The sequence below is a fragment of the Bradyrhizobium sp. LA6.1 genome (assembly GCF_040547805.1).
Lineage (GTDB): Bacteria > Pseudomonadota > Alphaproteobacteria > Rhizobiales > Xanthobacteraceae > Bradyrhizobium > Bradyrhizobium barranii.
In genome coordinates this window covers 78,619-102,548 of record NZ_JBEPQK010000026.1, presented here as the reverse complement: position 1 = coordinate 102,548, position 23,930 = coordinate 78,619, and the positions used below count along the sequence as shown (strand labels likewise).

The following is a 23,930-nucleotide window of genomic DNA, read 5'->3' as shown; positions in this document are numbered from 1 at the left end:
GCATGCTTTCACAAAAACCGCCCGCTGCCTACATCGCCGCAAGTCGATGTTGACGCGGGGCGGCCGGGACTCATCATGAGATTCGCAATCGCAATTCTTCTCGGCGCGGCGCTGCTCGCACCACTCGCAAGCCCCGCTGCTGCTCAAACCGGAGGCAACGCCATTCCGACCACGACACTCAGCCTGGGCACCGCGACGCCCGGCGGCGGCTTTCCGCTCTACGGCAACGCGTTTGCGGAGGCGATGAACGCGGCCGATCCGCAAATCACCATCGCGCCCCGCAACACCAAGGGCAGCAACGAGAACATTCCGTTGCTGGAGAAGGGCGAGCTTGATCTCGCGCTGGTCGCGGGCGAGCCCGCCTACGAGGCGTTTGCCGGCATCGGCCGCGCGCCTGTGCGGTTGAAGATCCTCACCGCGATCTATTCCAACCCCGGCATGTTCGTGGTGCGGGCGGACAGTCCGTACAAGACCATTCGCGATCTCGTCGGCCAGCCCGTCGCGTTCGGCGCCAAGGGCTCGGGCCTGCCGATCCTGGCGCGCTACGTGCTCGATGGCCTCGGCCTGAAGCAGGACGAGGATTTCAAGGCGATCTATCTCGACCGCGCCGGCGATGGGCCGGCGATGGTCGAGGACGGCCGCGTTGCCGCGCTGTGGGGCGCGGGCATCGGCTGGCCCGGTTTCGCCGCGGTGGCATCGAGCGCGTCAGGCGCGCGCTTCATTGCGCCGACCGCTGAAGAGATCACGCGCATTCGCGCCAAGCATGCGTTCCTGAAGCCGCTGCGCGTGCCGGCCGGCTCCTATCCGAAGCAGGCCGAGCCGATCGCCTCGCTCGGCTCGTGGAGTTTCGTCCTCACGCGCGAGGATCTCCCCGATGACGTCGCCTATCGCCTCGCGAAGACGCTGCACGGCGCCGAGGCGGCCTTCTGCAAGCAGCTCGCACAGGCCTGCGAGACCACGGCGTCGAACACGGTCGCGGCAGCGCCGAAGCCGGAGCTGATCCATCCGGGCGTGATGAAGTATTTTCGCGAGATCGGGGTCGTCAAATAGCGAATGGCGAGTGGTGAGTAGCAAATGGAAGCGTCCCCATTCGCCACTCCCTATTCGCCATTCGCCAAACCTACTTCTTCACCAGCGGACACGCCGGGTCCGGCGGCCCGAACGCCTTCTCGCCCGAGATGGTCGTGAGGATCTTGTAATAGTCCCACGGATATTTGCTCTCCTCCGGCGTCTTCACCTGCACCAGCCAGAGGTCGTGCACCATCAGATTGTCCTCGCGCAGCTTGCCGTTGCGGGCGAAGAAATCCTCGATCGGCTTTTCCCGCATCTTCGCCGCGACCTTGAGCGGATCGTCGGTGCCGGTCTCCTTGATGGCGTTGAGATAGTGCATCACGCTCGAATAGACGCCGGCCTGCCACATCGACGGCATCTTGTTCATCTTGGCGAAATAGCGCTTCGACCATTCGCGGGTCTTGTCGTCCATGTCCCAGTAGAACGACGTGGTCAGCAACAGCCCTTGGGCGGCCTGCAGGCCGAGGCCGTGGATGTCGGTGATCAGCGCCAGCAGCGCCGCCATCTGCTGGCCGCCCTTGAACACGCCGAACTCCGAGCCGGTCTTGATCTCGTTCATGTTGTTCGGGGGACCTGCGGCAATGCCGATGATCTTGGCCTTGGAGGCCTGCGCCTGCAGCACGAAGGAGGAGAGGTCGGGTGTTGCCAGCGGCGGCCGCACCGAGCCCAGCACCTTGCCGCCATTGGCGGTGACGACGCTGGAGGCGTCGCGCTCCAGCGAATGGCCGAAGGCGTAGTCGTCGGTGATGAAGAACCAGCTGTCGCCGCCGCGCTTGACCACCGCATCCGCAGTGCCGACCGCGAGCGCGCGGGTGTCGAACACCCACTGGATCGCATAGGGCGAGCAGAACTTGCCGTGGAAATCCGCCGTGCCGGTCGAGTGGGTGATGAACAGCCGCTTCTTCTCGTTGGCGATGTTCTGCACCGCGAGCCCGACCGCGGAGACCGGCACGTCGACGATCAGGTCGACCTGATCAACGTCATACCAGCGCCGCGCGATGCCGCCGCCGATATCGGCCTTGAGCTGGTGGTCGCCGATCACGATGCTGATCGGCTTGCCGAGCACTTTGCCGCCGAAATCGTCGATCGCCATCTGCGCCGCCGTGACCGAACCCTGGCCGGTCGGCGCGGAGGCGGGGCCGTTCATGTCGGTGAGCACGCCGATCTTGACGATGTCGTCGGAAACCTGCGCCGACGCCGTACCCGGCAGCAGCGCCGCCGCCAGGAACGTCGCTGCAAAGCCGGCCGCGACCGGCAGTCCAAATCTCGTTGGATTCACGCTTGTCCTCCCCTGATCCGGCTCGTTGGCCGGTGTTGCCCGGGTATGGCCCGGCTGAATTGGTTTCTTTTGCAACTATTTGGGGGCGGGCGTCAACGTCAGGCCGCGAAGCGGATCTGTCCCGCCGGCGAGGGATCGTAGCCGGTCAGCTCCTCGGCGCGCTGTCGCAGCCGCCTTTCGCTGAGGAACCGGATCAGGGCCTGCATCGGCGGGCGGAAATAGCTGCGTTGCCGCATTGCGAGATCAAAATTCTCCCAGACCAGCGGCACGAAATCGAGCCCCGCCGAGCGCGCCGCCGCACGCGTCGCGATTCCGCAATCGGCCTGTCCTGCGCGGACGATCTCGGCGAGATCCGGCCCGGTGAGGGCCGGCGTCTCGATCCGGCGCAGATCGCGCGTCGAGGCGCCGGCGCGCTTCAACAGCACGTCGAGCAGCATCTGCGCGCCTGTGCCCTGTTGTCGCATCGCCATCCTGACACCGAGCGCAAGCACGTCGGAGAGGCCGCGCAGCCGTTTCGGATTGCCCGGCGGCAGCACGAGACCCTGCTCGCGGCGCACGAATGCGACCAGCACCGCATCATGCAGGTCAGGCGCGTCACGCAGCGTCGTCGCACTGGCGTCGGAAGCAAGATTGCCGTCGGCCTCCAGGCTGTGGAAGTGCACCGCCGCCGCCATCACCTCGTCGCGTTGCAAGCGCTCGAGCCCGCGCGCGCTGCCCTCGCTCATCGATCCCAGGCCCGAGCCGGATTCACGCAGGCTCCAGTCCAAAAGCTCGTCCTGGCTGCCGCCCACGACCGGCGGCGGCTCCGCAGTCAGCATGCCGGCCGGACGCGCCAGTCCCGACAGGACCCAGAGGTCGAGCTCGTGCCGCGGGAAGAGCCACTTCCCGGTCACCTTGGTGCAGGGAATCGCGCCGGTGGTGACGAGTTCGTAGAGCTTGCGTTCGCCGAGCCGAAGGTAGTCGGCGGCTTCGCTGGTCGTCAGGAATTCCATCCTGCATTCCTATGCAAATTCTTGCTTCTTTTTGGCGTTCGACGCAGGTGGAATTCTGCATTTCAATTTACGTCCGCCAGGACCATGCCCGATCATCTCGCTGCTTTGCAACACATCCTCACGCGCGATCTCTGCTTTGGTGAACGATCCTGAAGCACCCGCGTGGCGCGGGCCTTGCGGCCATCGCGCTCGCAATTGCAATGGGCGCACCGCGCGGGCCGCATTGCCGAAATATCCCGAGTGGGGAGCGCAACGCGCAAACGCGTCACGAGTGTGGCGCAATCGATCATCATGATTGCGTCATAGCCAATGGGAACCCGATCATGGTCGTCCGCCGCCTGTCCGTTGCACTCGCGCTTCTCTGCGGCCTCGCCGCGGGCGTGGCGGCGTCATTTGCGGAGGACCGCGCGATCGTGCTGGCCTCGACCACGGCGACACAGGAGTCCGGCCTGCTCGATCATCTGCTGCCGATCTTCCGCGAGAAGACCGGCATCGAGGTGACGGTGATCGTGCGGCGTGCCGATGAAGTGCTCGACGGCGCGCGCAGGGGCGAAGTCGACGTCGTGCTGATGCACGCACGGCCGCAGGAAGAGAAGTTCGTCGCCGACGGTTTTGGCGTGAAGCGTTTTGACGTGATGTACAACGACTATGTGCTGATCGGACCGAAGAGCGATCCCGCCGCCGTGAAGGGCAAGGACATCGCCACCGCGCTGAAGGCGATCGAGGCCAAGGGCGCTCCGTTCGTGACGCGCGGCGATCGCTCGGGCACCCATGGCGCGGAGCTCGCGCTCTGGATCGTCGCCGGCATCGATATCTCCGCTGCCAAGGGCGCATGGTATCGCGAAGTCAAGCAAGGGATGGACGCAGCCCTCGACGCGGCGCGCACGGCGAACGCCTATGTGCTGTCCGACCGCGGCAGCTGGATCGCCTTCAAGGATCGCGGCGATCTCGACATCGTCGTCGAAGGCGACAAGCGGCTGCTTAATCAGTACGGCGCGATGCTGGTGAACCCGGAAAAATTTCCGAACGTGAAGAAGGAGCTGGGGCAGACCTTCATCGACTGGCTGATCTCGCCGGAGGGGCAGGCGGCGATCGCCGGCTACAAGGTCGACGGACAGCAGCTGTTCTTCCCCAATGCGGCCAAGTCCGGTGGCTGAGCTCCGCGTTGCCAGCGGTTGCCAAACCGGGCGATGCATGGTCCATCATGGCGCATGACCCAGCGCCTGCCGCCATCGCTGACGCCGCTCGACACTGCGCTCGCCGCGTTGCTGCGAGGCGTTGATCCGATCGCGACGATCGAGTTGCCCCTGACGGAGGCCGCCGGCTGCATCGCGGCAGGGACGCCGCTGCTTGCGGCCTGTCCGTCGTGCGACATCGCCGCTGCGGACGGCTGGGCGCTCTGCGCCAACGATATTGTCGGCGCGTCCGCCTATTCGCCGCTGCCTCTGACGACGGCGCCCGTTTGGGTCGATGCCGGCGACGCGATGCCGCCGGGATGTGATTGTGTGCTCGATGCCGACGCAGTCGAGGTGTCGGGTCCACTCGCTCAGGTGCTGGCGGAGGGCGTGCCCGGACAGGGCGTCAGGCGCGCCGGAAGCGACATCGCCGGGCGGGCACCCGCCGTGGCAGAAGGGCATTTGATCCATCCCGCCGCCTTGCTGCTCGCGCGCACCGCCGGTGTTGAAAAGCTGAGCGTACGGCGGCCGCGGCTGTGCATCGTCCACGTGCCGGGTGCGGCCGTTACGGCGCACATGATTGCCGAGATCGCGCGAGCGGCAGGGCTGCAGGTGCAAACGCGCGAAGCTGCTGCGCGAGATGCGGCATCGATCGCGGAAGCGCTCGGCGATCTCGCCTGCGATCTCGTCGTGACGGTCGGCGGCAGCGGCGCAGGCCGCCGGGATGCCGCGGTTAGCGCGCTGGCCCGGCATGGTGACGTGCTCGCCCATGGCCTCGCGCTCCAGCCCGGACGCACCGCCGCGGTCGGGCGGCTCGGACCGGTTCCAATCGTCGCCTTGCCCGGCTCGCCCGATCATGCGCTTGCCGCCTGGCTCGCGCTCGTGCTGCCGCTCGTCGATCGGCTGTCGGCGCGGCAGCTGCGCCGACGCATGACCTTGCCGCTTGGGCGAAAAATCGCATCCAGTGTCGGCATCGCCGAAATCGCCCTGCTGGCCGAGGAACATCATGCGTGGCTCCCGCTTGCGTTGGGGGAATGGCCGCTTCAGGCCATTGCCCGGGCCGATGCATGGCTGCTCGTTCCCGCCAGCCACGAGGGATTTGCGGCAGGAACGCCGGTCGATGCCTATCTGATGCGGGAGTGATATGGGTTTGGCATGACGATGATCCCGCAATCGCAAGACCGCAGCGCGCTCGAGCAGGAGCAGTTCCTCAAGATCCTCTCGCGTGAGGACGCGCTGGCGCGCTTTGAAGCTGCGTTGTTCCCGCGCGCGGTCCCGAGCGAGGCGCGCAAGCTTGCCGATGCGCTCGGCGCGGCGCTCGCCGAAGACATCACGGCGCCGATCGATGTTCCGCCGTTCGACCGTTCCAACGTTGACGGCTTTGCCGTGCGCTCGGCCGATCTCGCCGCGGCCGGCGAAGGCGCGCCCGTTCGCCTTGCGCTGAACGGCGAGACCATTCACTGCGGCACCGCGCCGAAGCTGCAAGTGGCGACGGGAACCGCAACGCCGATCGCAACCGGCGGGCCGTTACCACGCGGCGCCGACGCCGTCGTTATGGTGGAGCACACCCAGCCCGCCGGATCCGATGCGATCGACGTCCGGCGAGCCGTCTCGCCGGGACAGTTCGTGTCCTACGCAGGCTCCGACATCGCGCGCGGCGAGGCGCTGCTGCGCGCCGGCACGATCATCGGCTCGCGCGAGATCGGCATGCTGGCGGCTTGCGGCATCGCCGAGGTGACTGTCGCGCGCAAGCCGCGCGTTGCCGTGATCTCCACCGGTGACGAATTGGTTCAACCCGGCGAGGCGCTCGCGCCGGCTGCGATCTACGACACCAACGGCGCCATCGTTGCTGCCGCGATCGACGAGAATGGCGGCGAGGCGGTGTTCCTCGGCGCCATTCCCGACGATGAGGCAAAACTCGAAGCCGCCATGCGCCGCGCGCTGGCGGACGCCGACATGCTGGTGCTCTCGGGCGGCACCTCGAAGGGCGCGGGTGACGTGTCCCATCGCATCATCGGCCGGCTCGGCCAGCCCGGCATCATCGCGCATGGTGTTGCGCTCAAGCCCGGCAAGCCGCTGTGCCTTGCGGTGTGCGACAGCAAGCCGGTGGTGATCCTGCCGGGCTTTCCGACCTCGGCGATGTTCACCTTCCACGACATGATCGTGCCGGTGCTGCGCAGGATGGCCGGGCTGCCGCCGCGCTCCGATGCCAAGGTGAACGCAACCGTGCCGGTGCGCGTCGCCTCCGAGCTTGGCCGCACCGAGTTCGTCATGGTGTCGCTGGTCGGCGGCAAGGACGGCCTGATCGCCTATCCCTCCGGCAAGGGGTCGGGTGCGATCACGTCGTTCGCGCAGGCCGACGGTTTTCTGCGCATCGACGCGCTCGCCGACCAGATGCCGGCAGGGACCGACGCCGAGGTGACGCTGTTCACGCCGCATGTGCGGGTGCCCGATCTCGTCATCGTCGGAAGCCATTGCACCGGCCTCGATCTCGTCACCGCACAGCTCGCGCATGCGGGGCTGACCGTGCGCTCGATCGCGGTCGGCAGTCTCGGCGGGCTCGCTGCGGCGAAGCGCGGCGAATGCGATCTCGCGCCGATCCATCTGTTCGACGACAAGAGCGAGACTTACAACACGCCTTACCTCGTTGAGGGGCTCGAGCTCGTGCCGGGTTGGCGGCGGATGCAGGGCATCGTGTTCCGGAAGGGCGACAAGCGTTTTGAGCGGCTCGGTGCGAAGGAGGCCGTCGCTGCCGCGCTCGCGGACCCCGCCTGCATCATGGTCAACCGCAACCAGGGCGCCGGCACGCGCATCCTGATCGACCGGCTGCTCGGCGGTGCGCGCCCGGAAGGTTACTGGAACCAGCCGCGCTCGCACAATGCCGTGGCTGCGGCTGTCGCGCAGCACCGCGCCGACTGGGGCATGACGATTGCGCCGGTCGCCCATGCGGTCGGCCTCGGTTTCATTCCGTTCGCGGAAGAGCATTATGATTTCGCGCTGGTGACGGCGCGCAAGCAGCGGCCGGCCGTGCAGGCCTTTCTCGACGCACTCGGCTCGGATGAGGCGCGTACGGCGCTGGAGCGAGCGGGCTTCCGGCCTGCGTAGAGGCGGCGACGACGCGGCGTTCAAGCCGCGCGACAGGGTGGGGGACGCGATGGCGAGGCCGCTTTCGGTTGCGATCGTCGGTGCCGGCATGGGCGGGCTCGCGACGGCCGCGGCGCTTCGGCGCGTCGGTATCGATGTGATGGTCTACGAGCAGGCCTCCCAGTTCGCCCGCATCGGCGCCGGCATCCAGATCGGCTGCAACGCAATGAAGGTGTTGCGCGCGCTGGGGCTGGAGGCGCGGATGCGCGAGCACTCGTTCTATCCACGCTCCTGGAACAACCGCGACTGGAAGAGCGGCGACATCAAGTTCGACATGATTTTTGGCGAGAGCGCGGAAGAGAAGTTCGGCGCGCCCTATCTGCTGGCCCATCGCGGCGATCTCCATGCGGCGCTGGCGAGCGTGGTGCCGAACGAATTTGTGAGGCTCAGTCACAAGCTCGTCGGTCTCGACCAGACTGGCGATGGTGTCCGGCTGACCTTTGCCGATGGCACGTGTGCCATCGCCGATGCCGTGGTCGGCGCGGACGGCGTCCATTCGACGGTCCGCGATCTCCTGTTCGACACCGCGCCGGCCAAATTCACCGGTCGCATCGCCTATCGCACCACTTATCCCGCCGCGCTGCTCGGCGGCGCAGGGATCGACGACTGCACCAAATGGTGGGGCGAGGACCGCCACATCGTGATCTATTACGTCAAGCCTGATCGCAGCGAGGTCTATCTCGTCACCAGCCAGCCCGAGCCGGACTTTCGCATCGAGTCCTGGTCGGCGAAGGGCGACGTGCGCGATCTGCGCGCATCATTCGAAGGTTTTCATCCGCAGGTCACTCGGGTGCTCGCCGCCTGTCCCGACGTGCACAAATGGGCGATCATGGATCGTGACGCGCTGGAACGCTGGGCCGACGGCAAGGTGACGCTGCTCGGCGATGCCTGCCATCCGATGACGCCCTACATGGCGCAGGGCGCGGCCATGGCAATCGAGGACGCCGCCGTGCTGTCGCGCTGCCTCGACGGTGTCGGCCGCGACGGCGTCGCCAATGCGTTCCGCCGCTTCGAGGCGACCCGCAAGGTGCGCACGACGCGGGTGCAGGAGACCTCGCGCGCCAACATCTGGCTCAAGGAGAGGACCGATACGAGCTGGGTTTACGGCTACGACGCCTGGGAAGTGCCGCTGGCGGCTTGAACCGTCTGCTCGCGCTTGCGCCGACGCTTCTTGTCAGGAGGCCGCATCCAGCGCGGCCAGCCGCTCGGCTTCGGCGATGTCCTCGACCGTGTTGGCGTTGAAGAACGGATCGAGCGGCTCGGCCGGCCATGTCACCGTTGCGAGCGGATAGCGCGCGGTCCAGCGGTCGATCTTGCGGAGGTCCTCGACGACCAGCGCGTGACGCAGCTCGTCGCGCAAGGCGACGCGCCACAGACCGATCACAGGATGCGACTGATCGCCTGATGCGGCGACCGCGAGCTGTGCGTTCTCGCGCTCCCGCTGCTCGTGCAACTGCGCCACGAGATCGCGTGGCAGGAACGGGCAGTCGCCTGCTGCGCTCAGCACCCATTCGATGTCAGGCCGGTTCGCCGCCGTCCAGTCGAGCGCGGCGAGAATGCCGGCGAGGGGCCCAGGAAAGCCGGGGACGTCATCGGCGACAACGGCCAGGCCGAATGCCGCGAAGCGTGCGGGATCGCCGTTCGCATTGAGGATCAATCCGCTGCATTGCGGCGTCAATCGCGCGATCACGCGCTCAAGGATGGTGCGGCCGCCGATGGTCCGCATCGGCTTGTCGCCGCCGCCCATGCGCCGCGCGAGGCCGCCTGCGAGCAGCACGCCCTGCGTTGCCGGAAAGTCAGTCGTCACCACCTTCACCCTTGCGTTTGTGCTTCGTCGATTCCTCCTCGACGTAAGCAAGGTTCTGGTCGTAGACGATCCGCTCTTCGCCCGCGAGCGCGATGAAGCGCTTACCGCGCGTGCGGCCGACCAGCGTCAGTCCGACCTGGCGAGCGAGATCGACGCCCCAGGCGGTGAAGCCGGAGCGCGACACCAGGATCGGAATGCCCATGCGCACGGTCTTGATCACCATTTCCGAGGTGAGCCGTCCCGTGGTGTAGAGGATCTTGTCGGAGGCATCGACGCCGTGGCGGTACATCCAGCCGGCGATCTTGTCGACCGCGTTGTGACGGCCGACGTCCTCGGTGTAACAGAGCGGCTCGCCCTCCTTGCACAGCACGCAGCCATGGATCGCGCCGGCCTCCAGATAGAGCGAGGGCATGGTGTTGATGGTCTGCGTCATCTGGTAGAGCCAGGAGGTGCGCAGCTCGGCCTTCGGCAGCGCGACGCTCTCGACCGCCTCTAACAGGTCGCCGAACGCGGTGCCCTGCGCGCAGCCCGAGGTCTGGGTGCGCTTCTTCAGCTTGGCTTCGAAATTGGTGTGATGTGAGGTGCGCACCACCACCACCTGGAGGTCGTCGTCGTATTCGACCTCGGTGACCTCGTCATTATATTTCAGCATGTTCTGGTTGAGCAGATAGCCCAGCGCCAGATATTCCGGGTAGTCGCCGATCGTCATCATGGTGACGATCTCCTGCGAATTCAGGTAGAGCGTCAGCGGCCGTTCCATCGGCACCTTGATCTCGACCTTGGCGCCGGTCTGGTCGGTGCCGGTCACGCGCTCTGTCAGGCGCGGGTCGTCAGGGTTCGGAACGATCAGGGGCACCGGGGCTTTGTCGATCTTCATCATGGCCGCGACGTTAGCATGACATTCGGGTCAAGCCGATATAAGCATGACGGGGAATGGGTGAAATGCCTCCGTTCGTCATTGCGAGCGCAGCGAAGCAATCCAGAATTATATCCGCGGTGGCAGTCTGGATTGCTTCGCAGCGCTCGCAATGACGGGGAGAGGCCAGGGGTTCCATCGGCTGACGAGCCGTTGGCGGAGATCGAACGGTTATGAAAGTCATCGGCCTTGCGGGCTGGAGCGGTGCGGGCAAGACCACGCTGTTGACGCGGCTGATCCCGCATTTCAACGCGCAAGGCCTGCGCGTCTCCGTCATCAAGCATGCCCATCACCAGTTCGACGTCGACGTGCCCGGCAAGGATTCCTGGCGCCACCGCGAGGCCGGCGCGGCCGAGGTGCTGGTTGCGTCGTCGAACCGCTGGGCCCTGATGCGTGAATTGCGCGGCGCCGAGGAACCGCGGCTGCCGGAGCTCCTGAGCAAGCTATCAGCCGTCGATCTCGTCGTGGTCGAGGGCTTCAAGCGCGAGCCGCACCGCAAGATCGAGGTGCATCGCGCCGCCAACGGCAAGCCGCTGCTGTTTCCCGATGATCCCGGGATTGTCGGGATCGCGACCGACATCGCCATTGAAACCCGCCTGCCGACCGTCCATCTCGATGATATCGAGGCTGCCGCGGCATTGCTGCTGCGTGCGGCGATGCCGGTCGAGGAAGCGGTGGCAAAAAGCGCCGCGATACGCTGACGAGGCACCATGGCGCAACTGTCGGACGATTGCTTTGCCTTCGGCGGACCGATGATGTCGGTCGACGAGGCCGTTGGTCTGATCACCACGCGCGTCAATGCGATCGCCGATATCGAGACCGTGGCACTCGTTGACGCCGATGGGCGCGTGCTCGCGCGCGATATCGCGGCGCCCCTGCCGCTGCCGCCCTTCACCAACTCCGCCGTCGACGGTTACGCCGTGCGCAACGCCGACCTTCCGGAAGGCGCGGAACGGGCATTCCCGCTCGACGGCCGCATCCAGGCCGGCGGTCTTGCGCAGGCGCCGATCAAGGCCGGCCACACTGCGCGCATCTTCACGGGCGCGCCGATGCCGCCTGACGCCGAGACCGTCTTCATGCAGGAAGACGTCCGCCTCGATGAGGCCGGCAGAATCGTGCTGCCGCCGGGGCTGAAGCCCGGCGCCAATGTCCGCCCGGCGGGCGAGGACATTCCACAAGGGCACGTCGCGCTGCGGGCCGGCCAGCGGCTGCGGCCGCAGCATGTCGCGCTTGCTGCAGCATTCGGCCTGACCCGGCTCGACGTCGTCAGGCGCATCCGCGTCGCCGTGTTCTCGACCGGTGACGAGCTGGCTTCGCCCGGCGAGCCGCGCGCGGCCTCACAGCTGTTCGATTCCAACCGCTTCATGCTGATGGCGATGCTGCGCCGGCTCGGCTGCGAGGTCTCCGACCTCGGCATCTTGCGCGACGAGCGCAATGCGCTCGCGGATGGATTGAAGCAGGTTGCAGGCAGCCACGATCTGATCCTCACCACCGGCGGCGTCTCGACCGGCGAGGAGGACCACGTCAAGGCGGCTGTCGAGAGCATCGGCTCGCTGGTGCTGTGGCGGATGGCGATCAAGCCCGGCCGTCCCGTTGCGATGGGCATCATCGGCGGCACGCCGCTGATCGGCCTGCCCGGCAATCCCGTCGCCAGTTTTGTCACCTTCGTCCATGTGGTGCGGCCGACGGTGCTGGCGCTCGCGGGCAGTCTGCCGGAGCCGCTGTTGCCGATCCCGGTGCGTGCCGCGTTCACCTACAAGAAGAAAATCGGCCGCCGCGAATATGTTCGCAGCTCGTTGCGGCGCGGAGAGGACGGCGCGTTGGAAGCGGTCAAGTTTCCGCGCGAAGGCGCAGGCCTGTTGTCGTCGCTGGTCGAGACCGACGGCCTCATCGAACTCGGCGACGACATCACGCGTGTCGAGCCGGGCCAGAGCGTGGGTTTCTTGTCCTATGCGGATTTGCTCTGAGCCTCGCGTTGACGCCATCGCCTCACCCCGCCATGTTGCGCCCATGACCAGAACCACGCTCGATCTCACCGGGTTGAAATGCCCGCTACCTGCCTTGAAGACGCGCAAGGCGCTCAAACCGTTACAGCCAGGCGATCAGCTCGAGGTGCACTGCACCGACCCCTTGTCGGTGATTGACATTCCGAACCTGATCCGCGAGACGGGCGACACGGTGGAGATCACCGAGCGCAACGAGGCGCGCATCGTGTTCTTGATAGAAAAGATCAATGGATCGATAGAGAAAACCAATGGTGCGCTGCGTTCGTAGTGCACGGTCACTCTGCTGATACCTACCTTTTGTCTATCGACATCAATCGTGGCTTCTGCCCCAATTGACAACCTCCGTGCAGGCGCGGAGGTTGAGTCTTGTCTGCGATACGCGGATGAACGGGCCAAGCTCACGAAGCCTGCACGGTGTATCGGCATAGAGCCCCGCTCGAGGGGTTAACGACTCGGACGCGCGTGACGATCCTGGCGCGCGTCGAATGATTGTGCGGAGCAGCAGGGACCGTTGGCTGCGCCGCAACGGGCTGAGGACCAGGATTGCAGCGGCAGGCTTGCTCAGAAGGGCAACTGCAGGGGAGGACTACATGGCAACAATCGAGAGCGCTGGAACACTTTCGGGTGCCGGCGCAGGTTTTCTGGATCGCGAGCGAACCATCGCGACCGCCGGCTTCAATCGCTGGCTGGTGCCGCCGGCTGCGCTGTGCATCCATCTCTGCATCGGCATGGCCTACGGCTTCTCGGTGTTCTGGCTGCCGCTGTCGCGCGCGATCGGGGTGACCGCGCCGAAGGCGTGCGCAGACATGTCGCTGTTTCAGGAGCTGTTCACGACCAGCTGCGACTGGAAGGTCGCCAGCATGGGGTGGATGTACACGCTGTTCTTCGTGTTGCTCGGTATCGCGGCTGCAGTCTGGGGCGGCTGGCTGGAGCGCGTGGGACCGCGCAAGGCCGGCTTCGTTTCGGCGCTGTGCTGGTGCGGCGGTCTCTTCCTCGGTGCGATCGGAGTCTACACCCATCAGCTCTGGCTGTTGTGGCTGGGCTCGGGCGTGATCGGCGGTATCGGTCTCGGCCTTGGCTATATCTCGCCGGTGTCGACGCTGGTGAAGTGGTTTCCGGACCGCCGCGGCATGGCGACCGGCATGGCCATCATGGGCTTCGGCGGCGGCGCCATGATCGGCGCGCCGTTGGCGAACCTGTTGATGAACTACTTCAAGACCCCGACCTCGGTCGGCGTCTGGGAGACCTTCGTCGCGATGGGCGTCATCTACTTCGTGTTCATGATGATCGGCGCGTTCCGCTATCGCTTGCCGCCGCCCGGCTGGCAGCCCGAGGGCTGGACTCCGCCGTCCAAGGCCAACGCGATGATCTCGAAGAGCAACGTCCATCTCAACGACGCGCACAAGACGCCGCAGTTCTGGCTGATCTGGTGGGTGCTGTGCCTGAACGTATCGGCCGGCATCGGCGTGATTGGCATGGCCTCGCCGATGCTCCAGGAGATCTTCGCCGGCAAGCTGATCGGCCTGCCTGAAGTCGGCTTCAACGCGCTCGACGCCGGGCAGAAGGCGCAGATCGCCGCGATCGCCGCGGGCTTCGCCGGATTGCTGTCGCTGTTCAACATCGGCGGCCGCTTCTTCTGGGCATCGCTGTCGGACAAGATCGGGCGCAAGAACACCTACTACACGTTCTTCATCCTCGGCATCGTGCTCTACGCGCTGGCGCCGACGTTTGCAGCGATGGGCTCGAAGCTCCTGTTCGTGCTCGGCTTCGGCATCATCCTCTCGATGTATGGCGGCGGGTTCGCCACCGTGCCGGCCTATCTTGCCGACATGTTCGGGACCCAGTTCGTGGGCGCCATCCACGGCCGGCTGCTGACGGCGTGGTCCACCGCGGGCATCATCGGTCCCGTCGTGGTGAACTATATCCGCGAGTTCCAGCTCGCGGCGGGCGTGCCGCGCGATCAGCTCTACAACACGACCATGTACATCCTGTGCGCGATGCTGATCGCGGGCCTGATCTGCAACTACCTGATCAAGCCGGTCGATTCGAAGTGGCACATGAAGGACGCCGACGTCGCCAAGCTGCAAGCGGCGAGCGCCAGCGCCGCTGCCGCGGGGCCGCACGGCTCCTACGGCATCGGATTTGGCGGGCTTGACGTCAAGGCGGCGATGTTCTGGGCCTTCGTCGGCGTTCCCCTGCTTTGGGGTGTCTGGAAGACGCTGGAGAGCGCGGTCAAGATCTTCTGATCGCCGTCGAGACTGCCGCGGGATGCTGATCATCGGCGTCCCGCGGCGTTTGCCTTTTAGACATCATCGAGAGTCGGACTTAATCAAGAGTGGGACTTAGGGGGATTGAAATGCTTCGCACCCGAATTTGCCTTGTGGCCGTGTTGCTTGTCGCTGGCCTTCATGCCGCATCCGCGCAGACGACGCCGCCGGCGGCGCCTGCCGCAACGACCGAAGCCAAGCCGGGCAAGATCAAGCTCACCATGCAGAAGCTGAAGGACATGAAGGCGAAGTGGGCGGCCAACAAGCCGAAGCTCAAGGCCTGCCGCGCCGACGTGAAGTCCAAGGGCCTCGCTGGCGACGACCGCTGGTTCTACATCGAAGAGTGCATGAGCAAGACGTGAGGTCGCGCCACAAATCGGATCGATGAAGGGGCATGGAGCCGCGCGGCTGCATGCCCCTTAAATGCTTATCGGAACGCATGAATTCTCTTGGCATCTGGTATGCCACAGGCTAGAGTTGGACTCGTTCTAAAGAAGAGATACGAGACGCATCGATGAGTCACGACGTGCACGAGGTCCGCTCGTTCGAACACCCGGGCGAGGGACGGAAGCGAGCCAAGGCCACGCCCAAGGGGCGGCAGGTCGATCCCACCGCCGCGCACGAGATCGAGCAGCTGCTCGGCGACAGGCCGCGGCGGCGCGACCTCCTGATCGAATATCTGCACCTGATCCAGGACAAATATCACCAGATCTCGGCCGCTCATCTCGCCGCGCTTGCCGACGAGATGAAGCTTGCCTTCGCCGAGGTGTTCGAGACCGCGACCTTCTACGCGCATTTCGACATCGTGAAGGAAGGCGAGCCTGATATCGCGCCGCTGACGATCCGCGTTTGCGATTCTCTCACTTGCGCGATGCTGGGCGGCGAGAAGCTGCTCGCCGATCTGCAGAGCACATCGGGTCCGGGCATCCGCGTCGTGCGCGCGCCCTGCGTCGGCCGCTGCGATACGGCGCCGGCGGCTGAGGTCGGCCACAACTTCGTCGATCACGCGACCGTGGCCAATGTGATGGCGGCGGCGAAGGCCGGCGACACCCATGCGCATCTGCCTGAGTACGTTGACTACGACGCCTATGTCGCCGGCGGCGGCTACAAGCTGCTCAATCGCGTGCGCTCGGGTGAGTTGCCGAAGGACGATCTGCTGAAGGCGCTAGACGACGCCTCGCTGCGCGGCCTCGGCGGCGCCGGCTTCCCCACGGGCCGGAAATGGCGCGCGGTGCTGGGCGAACCCGGCCCGCGGCTGATGGCGATCAATGGCGACGAGGGCGAGCCTGGCACGTTCAAGGACCGCGTCTATCTCGAAAGCGATCCGCATCGCTTCATCGAAGGCATGCTACTCGGCGCGCATGTCGTGCAGGCCTCCGACGTCTACATCTATCTGCGCGACGAATATCCGGCATCGCGCGAGATCCTCGAGCGTGAGATCGCAAAGCTTCCTCCGGGCGGTCCGACGCTGCACATGCGCCGCGGCGCCGGCGCCTATATCTGTGGCGAGGAATCCTCGCTGCTCGAAAGCATCGAGGGCAAGCGCGGATTGCCCCGGCACAAGCCGCCTTATCCGTTCCAGGTCGGCCTGTTCGGCCTGCCGACGCTGATCAACAACATCGAGACGCTGTGGTGGGTGCGCGACATCGTCGAGAAGGGCGCGGACTGGTGGAAGGGCAATGGCCGCCATGAGCGTCACGGCCTGCGCAGCTTCTCGGTCTCGGGCCGCGTCAAGAACCCCGGCATGAAGCTGGCACCCGCCGGCATCACTGTGCGCGAATTGATCGACGAATATTGCGGCGGCATGGCCGACGGGCACCAGTTCTATGCGTACCTGCCGGGCGGCGCGTCGGGCGGCATCCTGCCGGCGTCCATGGACGACATCCCGCTCGATTTCGGCACGCTGGAGAAATACGGCTGCTTCATCGGCTCGGCCGCGATCGTGATCCTGTCGCAAAAGGACAGCGTGCGCGCGGCGGCGCTGAACCTGATGAAGTTCTTCGAGGACGAGAGCTGCGGCCAGTGCACGCCGTGCCGTGTCGGAACCCAGAAGGCGGCGCAGCTGATGCAGAAGCCCGTCTGGAACCGCGCACTTCTGGAAGAATTGAGCCAGGCGATGCGCGATGCCTCGATCTGCGGGCTCGGACAGGCGGCATCGAATCCGCTGTCTACTGTGATCAAATATTTCCCTGACGAGTTCAAGGAAGCGGCCGAATGACCAAAATTACGTTCGAGCTCGACGGCAAGCAGGTCGAGGCCAAACCCGGCGAGACGATCTGGCAAGTTGCAAAACGCCAAGGCCGCGAGATTCCGCATCTGTGCTATTCGCCAGCGCCCGATTACCGCCCCGACGGCAATTGCCGCGCCTGCATGGTCGAGATCGAGGGCGAGCGCGTGCTCGCCGCCTCCTGCAAGCGCACCCCGGCGGTCGGCATGAAGGTGAAGACCGAGTCCGCGCGTGCGGTGTCGGCGCAAAAGATGGTGATGGAGCTGCTCGTCGCCGACCAGCCGGCGCGCGAGACCTCGCACGATCCGGATTCGAAGTTCTGGCACTGGGCCGAGACCACAGGCGTCACCGAAAGCCGCTTCCCCGCCGCCGAGCGCTGGGCGACCGATGCCAGCCATCCCGCGATGCGCGTCAATCTCGATGCCTGCATCCAGTGCGGCCTCTGCGTGCGTGCCTGCCGCGAGGTCCAGGTCAACGACGTCATCGGCATGGCGTATCGCAGCCATGGCTCGAAGATCGTGTTCGACTTCGACGATCCCATGGGCGAGTCCACCTGTGTCGCCTGCGGCGAGTGCGTGCAGGCCTGCCCGACCGGCGCGCTGATGCCGGCCGTCATGCTCGACGAGAAGCAGACCCGTGTCGTCTACGCCGACAAGAAGGTGGATTCGCTCTGCCCGTTCTGCGGCGTCGGCTGCCAGGTGACCTACGAGGTCAAGGACGAGAAGGTGATCTACGCGGAAGGCCGCGACGGCCCCGCCAATCACAATCGTCTCTGCGTCAAGGGCCGCTTCGGCTTCGACTACATCCACCATCCGCATCGTCTGACCAAGCCGCTGGTTCGGCTGCCGAATGCGAAGAAGGATTCCAACGACCAGGTCGACCCCGCCAATCCCTTCACGCATTTCCGCGAAGCGAGCTGGGAAGAAGCGCTCGACATCGCAGCCAAGGGCCTCGTCAGGATCCGCGATGAGAAGGGCGTGAAGGCGCTGGCCGGCTTCGGCTCGGCCAAGGGCTCGAACGAAGAGGCCTATCTGTTCCAGAAGCTGGTGCGCACCGGCTTCGGCTCGAACAATGTCGATCACTGTACGCGGCTCTGCCACGCCTCGTCGGTGGCGGCGCTGTTCGAAGGCCTGAGCTCGGGCGCGGTGTCGGCGCCGTTCTCGGCTGCGATGGATGCCGAAGTCATCATCGTGATCGGCGCCAACCCGACCGTGAACCATCCGGTCGCCGCGACCTTCATCAAGAACGCGGTCAAGCAGAATGACGCAAAGCTGTTCGTGATGGATCCGCGCCGGCAGACGCTGTCGCGCCATGCGACCAAGCATCTGCAATTCAAGCCGGGCTCCGACGTCGCCATGCTGAATGCGATGATCAACACGATCATCGCCGAAGGCCTGACCGACGACCAGTATATCGCCGGCTACACCGAGGGATTTGAGGACCTCAAGGAGAAGATCAAGGAATTCACGCCGGAGAAGATGGAGGCGATCTGCGGCATCCCGGCGCAAACGCTGCGCGAGGTTGCGCGCACCTATGCGCGGGCAAAGTCGTCGATCATCTTCTGGGGCATGGGCATCAGCCAGCACGTCCACGGCACCGACAATGCGCGCTGCCTGATCGCGCTCGCGCTGATCACCGGCCAGGTCGGCCGTCTCGGCACAGGTCTGCATCCGCTGCGCGGCCAGAACAACGTGCAGGGCGCCTCCGACGCCGGCCTGATCCCGATGTTCCTGCCGGATTATCAGCCGGTCAGCCGCGACGATCTGCGCGGCAATTTCGAAAAGCTGTGGCACCAGGATCTCGATCCCGTCCGCGGTTTGACCGTGGTCGAGATCATGAACGCGATCCATGCCGGCGAGATCACGGGCATGTATATCGAGGGCGAGAATCCCGCGATGTCCGATCCCGATCTCCAGCATGCGCGCCAGGCGCTCGCCATGCTCGATCATCTCGTCGTGCAGGATCTCTTCGTCACCGAGACCGCGTTCCATGCCGACGTCATCCTGCCGGCCTCGGCCTTTGCCGAAAAGGACGGCTCGTTCACCAACACCGATCGCCGCGTGCAGCTCGCGCGCCAGGTGATCAAGCCGCCGGGCGATGCGCGGCAGGATCTCTGGATCATCCAGGAGATCGGCAAGCGGATGGGCCTGCCCTGGAATTATTCCGGCCCCGGCGACGTCTACACCGAGATGGCGGAGTTGATGCCCTCGCTCAAGAACATCAGCTGGGAGCGGCTGGTGCGCGAAGGTGCCGTGACCTATCCGGCCGACGATCCGAACAAGCCCGGCAACGAGATCATCTTCACCACGGGCTTCCCGACCGCGAGCGGCCGCGGCAAGATCGTGCCGGCCAAGGTCATCCCGCCGGATGAGCTGCCCGACGCCGAATATCCGATGGTGCTCTCGACCGGCCGCGTGCTCGAGCATTGGCACACCGGCTCGATGACCCGCCGCGCGCAGGTGCTCGACCAGATCGAGCCGGAAGCGGTCGCGTTCATGTCGCCGAAGGACATGCACCGGAAGAAGTTGGCGCCCGGCGATTTCATCCGGCTGGAGACCCGCCGCGGTGCAGTCGAGGTCAAGGTCCGCTCCGATCGCGACGTGCCGGAGAACATGGTGTTCATGCCGTTCTGCTACGCGGAGGCGGCGGCCAACCTGTTGACCAACCCGGCGCTTGATCCCTTCGGCAAGATCCCGGAGTTCAAGTTCTGCGCGGCCAGGGCCGAGCGTGCGGAGATGCGGGACGCGGCGGAGTAGGCGATTCGCCGTTTGGCAGCACGGTCTCGCCAACCCACCGCTGTCGTCCCCGCGAACGCGGGGATCCATACCGCGTGATCCATCGATTGCGGACGGTCGCGATCCCGGACCATGAGCCTCCGCCAAACTTCTCCCTGTGGTTATGGGTCCCCGCGTTCGCGGGGGACGACACCGAATGTGTGGCGGGTATATACCCGACATCGCCACGGCTTCGCTCCGGTGGTAAACTTGGCGCATGTCCAAAGTCACCCCCGCGACGCGCGCGCTCACGGCCGCCGGCCTCGCCTTCACCGTCCATAGCTACGACTACGATCCCGACGCCGAGAGCATCGGCCTGCAGGCCGCCGCTGCGCTTGGTGAGGACCCCGCGCGCGTGCTGAAGACGCTGATGGCGCTTGTGGACGGCAAGCCGATCTGCGTCGTCGTCCCGTCCGACCAGGAAGTCTCCATGAAAAAGCTCGCCGCTGCCGCGAGCGGCAAGTCGGCGCAGATGATGAAGCCGCCCGAGGCCGAGCGCGTCACCGGCTACAAGGTCGGTGGCATCAGCCCGTTCGGGCAGCGCAAACCTGTGCGCACCGTGATCGAGCAGACCGCGCTCGCGCATGATCAGGTCTATCTCAACGGCGGCCAGCGCGGCTTGCAGGTTCGGCTGAAGCCGGGCGACGTGCGGGATGTCCTGAAAGCGGTCGTCGCGGATGTGGTCGCGTGAGCGCCGCGCGCTACTGCTTCTGCAGCAGCTTGAGCCGGCAGCGCAGTGCCTCGCGGATATGCGCCCTCGCAAGCTGCTCGGCCTTGTCGCCGTCGCGCGCGGCGATGGCGTCGATGATGGCCTGGTGCTCGCCGTGACTGGTCGAGGGACGGCCCGTCACCGTGAAGGTGGTCGGGCCCAGCAGCGCGATCCAGTCCTGCAATTCGCGCGAGGCGTTGTCGAGATAGCGGTTGCGCGCGGCGCGGCAGATGGCTTCGTGGAAGGCGCGGTTGAGCCGCGCCATCTCGGCAGCGTCTGACGCCGACGCCTCGACAAAGGCCTGCTCGATATCCCTGAGCGCGTGGACTTCGGGAGTGGAGGCGTGCTCGGCGGCCAGGCGCGCTGCAGCACCTTCCATGATCTCGCGCATGGCGTAGAGCTCGAGCACCTCGGAAATGTCGAGGTCGCGCACGATCAGCCCGCGGCCGCCGGCGGGCTCGACGAAGCCGCGGGCCGCGAGACGGCCAAGCGCCTCACGGACCGGCGTGCGGCTGACCTTCAACCGCTGCGCGACCTCTTCCTCGCGCAGCCGGTCGCCGGCACGGTAACTGCCGGCCTGGAGCGCCTCGCACAGCGAGCGGAACACGGCTTCGCCCAGTGCCACGCCGCCGCCGCGTGTGATCGATCCGCCTGACTTTGCCACGCGCTTGGCCATGTTCCCTCACGGCGCATCCTGCCCATGCAGAGATGGCACTTGCAGCGCCGATGTATATCTTTGTATACAAAGGTACGCAATGGCTGCCCTTGGGTCGATCGGGGTCCTCGGCGGCAGAATGTCTCTAACTTCGTCGCATCGGGCAGACGGGATGAGCAGCAAATACGACGTGCTGGTGATCGGCGGCGGCAATGCGGCACTGTGCGCGGCGATCTCGGCGCGCCGCGGCGGTGCCTCGGTGCTGGTGCTGGAGGGCGCGCCAAAATTCTATCGCGGCGGCAACACCCGCCACACCCGCAACATGCGCTGCGCCCATGATGCGGCGACTGAGATCCTGACCGGTCCCTACACCGAAGAGGAATTCTGGCAAGATCTGCTGCTGGTGACGGGCGGCCAGACCGACGAGCTGCTCGCGCGCCACATGATCCGGGAGTCCAAGGATATCCTGAACTGGATCGTGGAGCAGGGCGTGCGCTGGCAGCCCTCGCTCGGCGGCACGCTGAGCCTTGGCCGCACCAACTCCTTCTTTCTCGGCGGTGGCCGCGCGATGCTGAACGCGCTCTATCTCACCGCCGAGCGGCTCGGCGTCGATGTCGAATACGATGCCGAGGTCACCGATCTCGTGATCGACGACGGCATGTTCCTCGCCGCGCGCCTCAAGCGGCCGATCAAGGGCGAGAGCGAGATCCGCGCGACGTCGCTGGTCGCCGCAGCCGGCGGGTTCGAGGCCAACATCGAATGGCTGAAGCAATATTGGGGCGAGGCCGCTGACAACTTCCTGATCCGCGGCACGCCCTATAATCGCGGCTCGATCCTGAAGATGCTGCTCGACAAGGGCGTGCAGGAGGTCGGCGATCCCACCCAGTGCCATGCGGTCGCAATCGACGCCCGTGCGCCGAAATTCGACGGCGGCATCATCACCCGCCACGACTCCGTCGTGTTCGGCATCGTCGTCAACAAGCATGCCCAGCGATTCTACGACGAGGGTGAGGACATCTGGCCGAAGCGCTATGCGATCTGGGGCCGGCTGGTCGCGGCGCAGCCCGACCAGATCGCCTACATCATCTTCGATTCCACCGTCGTCACCAGCTTCATGCCGACGCTGTTCCCGCCGATCGCCGGGCAGACCGTCGCCGAGCTGGCCGGCAAGCTCGAGCTCGATCCGGCTGCGCTGGAGAAGACCGTCACCGAGTTCAACGCGGCCGTGCGGCCCGGCACCTTCGATCACACCATTCTGGACGACTGCGTGACTGAAGGTATCACGCCGCCGAAGACGCATTGGGCACGCAAAATCGAGACGCCGCCTTATCTCGCCTATCCGGTGCGGCCCGGCATCACCTTCACCTATCTCGGCACGCGCGTGACCAAGGAGGCGCGCATGCTGATGGCTGACGGCAGGCCGTCCGCCAACATGTTCGCGGCCGGCGAGATCATGGCCGGCAACGTGCTCGGCAAGGGTTACGCGGCCGGCATGGGCATGACCATCGGCAGCGTGTTCGGGCGGATCGCGGGACGGGAAGCGGCGAAACATGCACGGAACTAGAATTCTGGATGAAGCCGACCGTCTGATGACGGTCTGTAATTCCTGCCGCTACTGCGAGGGTCTTTGCGCGGTATTTCCCGCCATGGAGATGCGGCGCGCCTTCTCCGACGGCGACCTCAACTATCTCGCAAACCTCTGCCATTCCTGCGGCGCCTGCTACGTCGACTGCCAGTTCTCGCCGCCGCACGAGTTCAACGTCAACGTCCCGCAGACGCTTGCGGTTGCGCGTGCCGAGTCCTATGCGGCCTATGCCTGGCCGCAGGCGTTGTCGGGTGCCTTCGCCCGCAACGGGCTCGTCATCAGCGTCATCGCCGCGCTCAGCATGGCTGCCTTCATCCTCGGCTTTGCCGCCCTCAACGACCACAGCGTGTTGTTCGGTGTGCACACCGGCCCTGGTGCCTTCTACAAGCTGATGCCGCACAACGCGATGGCCGCATTGTTCAGCGCCGCCTTCCTCTACGCGATCCTCGCGCTGGTCATGAGCGTGCGTGCCTTCTGGCGCGACATCGGCACCCCCATTGGCGGTCGCGCCGACGGCGGCTCGATCTTCCAGGCTGTCCGCGATGCCGGCGAGCTGCGCTATCTCCACGGTGGCGGCGTCGGCTGCTATAACGAGGACGACAAGCCGACCGATCGGCGCAAGCTTTTCCATCACTTGACGTTCTACGGTTTTCTGCTGTGCTTCGCCGCGACGTCGGTGGCGACGCTCTATCACTACCTCTGGGGCCGCGAGGCGCCGTATCCCTGGTGGGACCTGCCTGTCGTGCTCGGCACGCTCGGCGGCATCGGCCTCATCGTCGGTCCGATCGGGCTCTTCGCCGCGAAGATGCGCCGTGATCCGGCGCTGCTCGACGAGCAGCGCTACGGCATGGACGTCGGCTTCATCGCCATGCTGTTCCTGACCGGTTTCACCGGCATGGCGCTGCTTGTGCTGCGCGAGACCGCGGCCATGGGGCCGCTGCTGGCCCTGCATCTCGGCGCAGTGTTCGCGCTGTTCATCACAATGCCCTATGGCAAGTTCGTGCACGGCATCTATCGCTTCGCGGCGCTGGTGCGTTATGCGCAGGAGCGGCGCAGCGAAGCCGGCTCTTGAGAGGCATGCGCGGCTGACGTATCTCTTGGGCCCGTTCGCGCAGAGAGCGAATCGCTTTGGGAGCCCGCGCTCATGTACATGTTTCTGCCTTTTCTGCTGGCGCTCGCGGGCTGCGCGAGTGTCTGGCGTTCGCGCGCGGGACTAAGCTATGCGCTCTGGAGCGCAACAGTCGTGGTCACGGTCGCATGGTTCTTCCACCACGCGACCGATCCGCTCAAATTCTCGTTCTGACGGTGTCGAGATGGGCACTG

At 65.7% G+C, this 23,930-nt stretch carries 21 protein-coding genes; 16 read left to right on the top strand and 5 right to left on the bottom strand.

Features of this window, described 5'->3' with window-relative positions; genetic code table 11:
• Positions 1-75: 75 nt before the first annotated feature.
• Positions 76-1,050: a TAXI family TRAP transporter solute-binding subunit gene (locus tag ABIB99_RS40385; RefSeq protein WP_354181237.1), complete on the top strand. Its 975-nt coding sequence runs from the start codon at positions 76-78 to the stop codon at positions 1,048-1,050.
• 70 nt (positions 1,051-1,120) lie between these two features.
• Here the strand turns inward: ABIB99_RS40385 and ABIB99_RS40380 are convergent, their stop codons facing one another.
• Both ABIB99_RS40380 and ABIB99_RS40375 read right to left on the bottom strand, forming a co-directional pair.
• Positions 1,121-2,350 (bottom strand): ABC transporter substrate-binding protein, encoded by a 1,230-nt coding sequence (locus ABIB99_RS40380; RefSeq protein ID WP_063985274.1) that lies wholly within the window; start codon positions 2,348-2,350, stop codon positions 1,121-1,123.
• Between the two features lie 98 nt (positions 2,351-2,448).
• Positions 2,449-3,342: a substrate-binding domain-containing protein gene (locus ABIB99_RS40375; protein WP_063985273.1), complete on the bottom strand. Its 894-nt coding sequence runs from the start codon at positions 3,340-3,342 to the stop codon at positions 2,449-2,451.
• A 323-nt stretch (positions 3,343-3,665) separates the two neighbouring features.
• Here ABIB99_RS40375 and ABIB99_RS40370 point away from each other — a divergent pair, with 323 nt between their 5' ends.
• The 4 genes from ABIB99_RS40370 to ABIB99_RS40355 are packed head-to-tail and all read left to right on the top strand — an operon-like array spanning position 3,666 to position 8,802.
• Positions 3,666-4,499: an ABC transporter substrate-binding protein gene (locus ABIB99_RS40370; protein ID WP_354181234.1), complete on the top strand. Its 834-nt coding sequence runs from the start codon at positions 3,666-3,668 to the stop codon at positions 4,497-4,499.
• Between the two features lie 54 nt (positions 4,500-4,553).
• Entirely contained in the window at positions 4,554-5,660 is a 1,107-nt protein-coding gene (locus tag ABIB99_RS40365) for a molybdopterin-binding protein (protein WP_354181232.1), read from the top strand.
• 12 nt (positions 5,661-5,672) lie between these two features.
• Positions 5,673-7,622, top strand: coding sequence for a molybdopterin biosynthesis protein (locus ABIB99_RS40360; protein ID WP_354181230.1), 1,950 nt, complete (start codon positions 5,673-5,675; stop codon positions 7,620-7,622).
• Positions 7,623-7,671: 49 nt separating this feature from the next.
• On the top strand, positions 7,672-8,802 hold the full coding sequence (locus tag ABIB99_RS40355) for an FAD-dependent monooxygenase (protein WP_354181228.1): 1,131 nt from the start codon (positions 7,672-7,674) through the stop codon (positions 8,800-8,802).
• 33 nt (positions 8,803-8,835) lie between these two features.
• On the opposite strand, the gene mobA is transcribed toward ABIB99_RS40355, so the two are convergent.
• Positions 8,836-9,477, bottom strand: coding sequence for a molybdenum cofactor guanylyltransferase MobA (gene mobA, locus ABIB99_RS40350; protein WP_354181226.1), 642 nt, complete (start codon positions 9,475-9,477; stop codon positions 8,836-8,838).
• Positions 9,458-10,348: a formate dehydrogenase accessory sulfurtransferase FdhD gene (gene fdhD / locus ABIB99_RS40345; protein ID WP_354181224.1), complete on the bottom strand. Its 891-nt coding sequence runs from the start codon at positions 10,346-10,348 to the stop codon at positions 9,458-9,460. Before fdhD ends, mobA begins: the two co-directional genes overlap by 20 nt.
• A gap of 209 nt (positions 10,349-10,557) precedes the next feature.
• On the opposite strand from fdhD, the gene mobB reads away from it, so the two are divergent.
• From mobB to ybaK, 8 genes are all read left to right on the top strand, one after another.
• Positions 10,558-11,085, top strand: a complete 528-nt coding sequence (gene mobB / locus ABIB99_RS40340; protein WP_354181222.1) for a molybdopterin-guanine dinucleotide biosynthesis protein B — start codon at positions 10,558-10,560, stop codon at positions 11,083-11,085.
• Between the two features lie 9 nt (positions 11,086-11,094).
• Positions 11,095-12,351 (top strand): molybdopterin molybdotransferase MoeA, encoded by a 1,257-nt coding sequence (locus ABIB99_RS40335; RefSeq protein ID WP_354181220.1) that lies wholly within the window; start codon positions 11,095-11,097, stop codon positions 12,349-12,351.
• A 43-nt stretch (positions 12,352-12,394) separates the two neighbouring features.
• Positions 12,395-12,658, top strand: coding sequence for a sulfurtransferase TusA family protein (locus tag ABIB99_RS40330; RefSeq protein WP_014497569.1), 264 nt, complete (start codon positions 12,395-12,397; stop codon positions 12,656-12,658).
• A gap of 322 nt (positions 12,659-12,980) precedes the next feature.
• Positions 12,981-14,636, top strand: a complete 1,656-nt coding sequence (locus tag ABIB99_RS40325; protein ID WP_166349984.1) for an OFA family MFS transporter — start codon at positions 12,981-12,983, stop codon at positions 14,634-14,636.
• A 110-nt stretch (positions 14,637-14,746) separates the two neighbouring features.
• Positions 14,747-15,019 (top strand): hypothetical protein, encoded by a 273-nt coding sequence (locus tag ABIB99_RS40320; protein ID WP_063985265.1) that lies wholly within the window; start codon positions 14,747-14,749, stop codon positions 15,017-15,019.
• Between the two features lie 152 nt (positions 15,020-15,171).
• Positions 15,172-16,875: an NADH-ubiquinone oxidoreductase-F iron-sulfur binding region domain-containing protein gene (locus ABIB99_RS40315; protein ID WP_166349986.1), complete on the top strand. Its 1,704-nt coding sequence runs from the start codon at positions 15,172-15,174 to the stop codon at positions 16,873-16,875.
• Complete coding sequence (gene fdhF / locus ABIB99_RS40310) at positions 16,872-19,640, top strand: formate dehydrogenase subunit alpha (protein WP_354181216.1); 2,769 nt, start codon at positions 16,872-16,874, stop codon at positions 19,638-19,640. Before ABIB99_RS40315 ends, fdhF begins: the two co-directional genes overlap by 4 nt.
• A gap of 235 nt (positions 19,641-19,875) precedes the next feature.
• Positions 19,876-20,349 (top strand): Cys-tRNA(Pro) deacylase, encoded by a 474-nt coding sequence (ybaK, locus tag ABIB99_RS40305; protein WP_354181214.1) that lies wholly within the window; start codon positions 19,876-19,878, stop codon positions 20,347-20,349.
• A 10-nt stretch (positions 20,350-20,359) separates the two neighbouring features.
• Here ybaK and ABIB99_RS40300 read toward each other — a convergent pair whose 3' ends face one another.
• Positions 20,360-21,043: a GntR family transcriptional regulator gene (locus tag ABIB99_RS40300; protein WP_354181212.1), complete on the bottom strand. Its 684-nt coding sequence runs from the start codon at positions 21,041-21,043 to the stop codon at positions 20,360-20,362.
• 151 nt (positions 21,044-21,194) lie between these two features.
• Between ABIB99_RS40300 and tcuA the strand changes: the two genes are divergently transcribed.
• The 3 genes from tcuA to ABIB99_RS40285 all read left to right on the top strand — a co-directional run bounded on the left by tcuA (position 21,195) and on the right by ABIB99_RS40285 (position 23,910).
• Positions 21,195-22,586: an FAD-dependent tricarballylate dehydrogenase TcuA gene (gene tcuA / locus ABIB99_RS40295; RefSeq protein WP_354181210.1), complete on the top strand. Its 1,392-nt coding sequence runs from the start codon at positions 21,195-21,197 to the stop codon at positions 22,584-22,586.
• The gene (tcuB, locus tag ABIB99_RS40290) at positions 22,573-23,679 is read left to right on the top strand and encodes a tricarballylate utilization 4Fe-4S protein TcuB (protein ID WP_354181208.1); all 1,107 of its coding nucleotides are present in this window, start codon (positions 22,573-22,575) and stop codon (positions 23,677-23,679) included. The genes tcuA and tcuB overlap by 14 nt, the downstream gene beginning before the upstream one ends.
• A gap of 72 nt (positions 23,680-23,751) precedes the next feature.
• Entirely contained in the window at positions 23,752-23,910 is a 159-nt protein-coding gene (locus tag ABIB99_RS40285; RefSeq protein ID WP_166349997.1) for a DUF5993 family protein, read from the top strand.
• Positions 23,911-23,930 lie beyond the last annotated feature (20 nt).

What these genes read in the sequence shown, in the direction of transcription:
- tcuA (WP_354181210.1), top strand. Translation starts at nt 21,195, where the DNA reads ATGAGCAGCAAATACGACGTGCTGGTGATCGGCGGCGGCAATGCGGCA.
- ABIB99_RS40360 (WP_354181230.1), top strand. Translation starts at nt 5,673, where the DNA reads ATGACGATGATCCCGCAATCGCAAGACCGCAGCGCGCTCGAGCAGGAG.
- ABIB99_RS40325 (WP_166349984.1), top strand. Translation starts at nt 12,981, where the DNA reads ATGGCAACAATCGAGAGCGCTGGAACACTTTCGGGTGCCGGCGCAGGT.
- ABIB99_RS40330 (WP_014497569.1), top strand. Translation starts at nt 12,395, where the DNA reads ATGACCAGAACCACGCTCGATCTCACCGGGTTGAAATGCCCGCTACCT.
- ABIB99_RS40370 (WP_354181234.1), top strand. Translation starts at nt 3,666, where the DNA reads ATGGTCGTCCGCCGCCTGTCCGTTGCACTCGCGCTTCTCTGCGGCCTC.
- ABIB99_RS40355 (WP_354181228.1), top strand. Translation starts at nt 7,672, where the DNA reads ATGGCGAGGCCGCTTTCGGTTGCGATCGTCGGTGCCGGCATGGGCGGG.
- mobB (WP_354181222.1), top strand. Translation starts at nt 10,558, where the DNA reads ATGAAAGTCATCGGCCTTGCGGGCTGGAGCGGTGCGGGCAAGACCACG.
- ABIB99_RS40320 (WP_063985265.1), top strand. Translation starts at nt 14,747, where the DNA reads ATGCTTCGCACCCGAATTTGCCTTGTGGCCGTGTTGCTTGTCGCTGGC.
- fdhD (WP_354181224.1), bottom strand. Translation starts at nt 10,348, where the DNA reads ATGATGAAGATCGACAAAGCCCCGGTGCCCCTGATCGTTCCGAACCCT.
- ABIB99_RS40375 (WP_063985273.1), bottom strand. Translation starts at nt 3,342, where the DNA reads ATGGAATTCCTGACGACCAGCGAAGCCGCCGACTACCTTCGGCTCGGC.
- ABIB99_RS40365 (WP_354181232.1), top strand. Translation starts at nt 4,554, where the DNA reads ATGACCCAGCGCCTGCCGCCATCGCTGACGCCGCTCGACACTGCGCTC.
- tcuB (WP_354181208.1), top strand. Translation starts at nt 22,573, where the DNA reads ATGCACGGAACTAGAATTCTGGATGAAGCCGACCGTCTGATGACGGTC.
- ABIB99_RS40285 (WP_166349997.1), top strand. Translation starts at nt 23,752, where the DNA reads ATGTACATGTTTCTGCCTTTTCTGCTGGCGCTCGCGGGCTGCGCGAGT.
- fdhF (WP_354181216.1), top strand. Translation starts at nt 16,872, where the DNA reads ATGACCAAAATTACGTTCGAGCTCGACGGCAAGCAGGTCGAGGCCAAA.
- ABIB99_RS40300 (WP_354181212.1), bottom strand. Translation starts at nt 21,043, where the DNA reads ATGGCCAAGCGCGTGGCAAAGTCAGGCGGATCGATCACACGCGGCGGC.
- ybaK (WP_354181214.1), top strand. Translation starts at nt 19,876, where the DNA reads ATGTCCAAAGTCACCCCCGCGACGCGCGCGCTCACGGCCGCCGGCCTC.
- ABIB99_RS40335 (WP_354181220.1), top strand. Translation starts at nt 11,095, where the DNA reads ATGGCGCAACTGTCGGACGATTGCTTTGCCTTCGGCGGACCGATGATG.
- ABIB99_RS40315 (WP_166349986.1), top strand. Translation starts at nt 15,172, where the DNA reads ATGAGTCACGACGTGCACGAGGTCCGCTCGTTCGAACACCCGGGCGAG.
- ABIB99_RS40385 (WP_354181237.1), top strand. Translation starts at nt 76, where the DNA reads ATGAGATTCGCAATCGCAATTCTTCTCGGCGCGGCGCTGCTCGCACCA.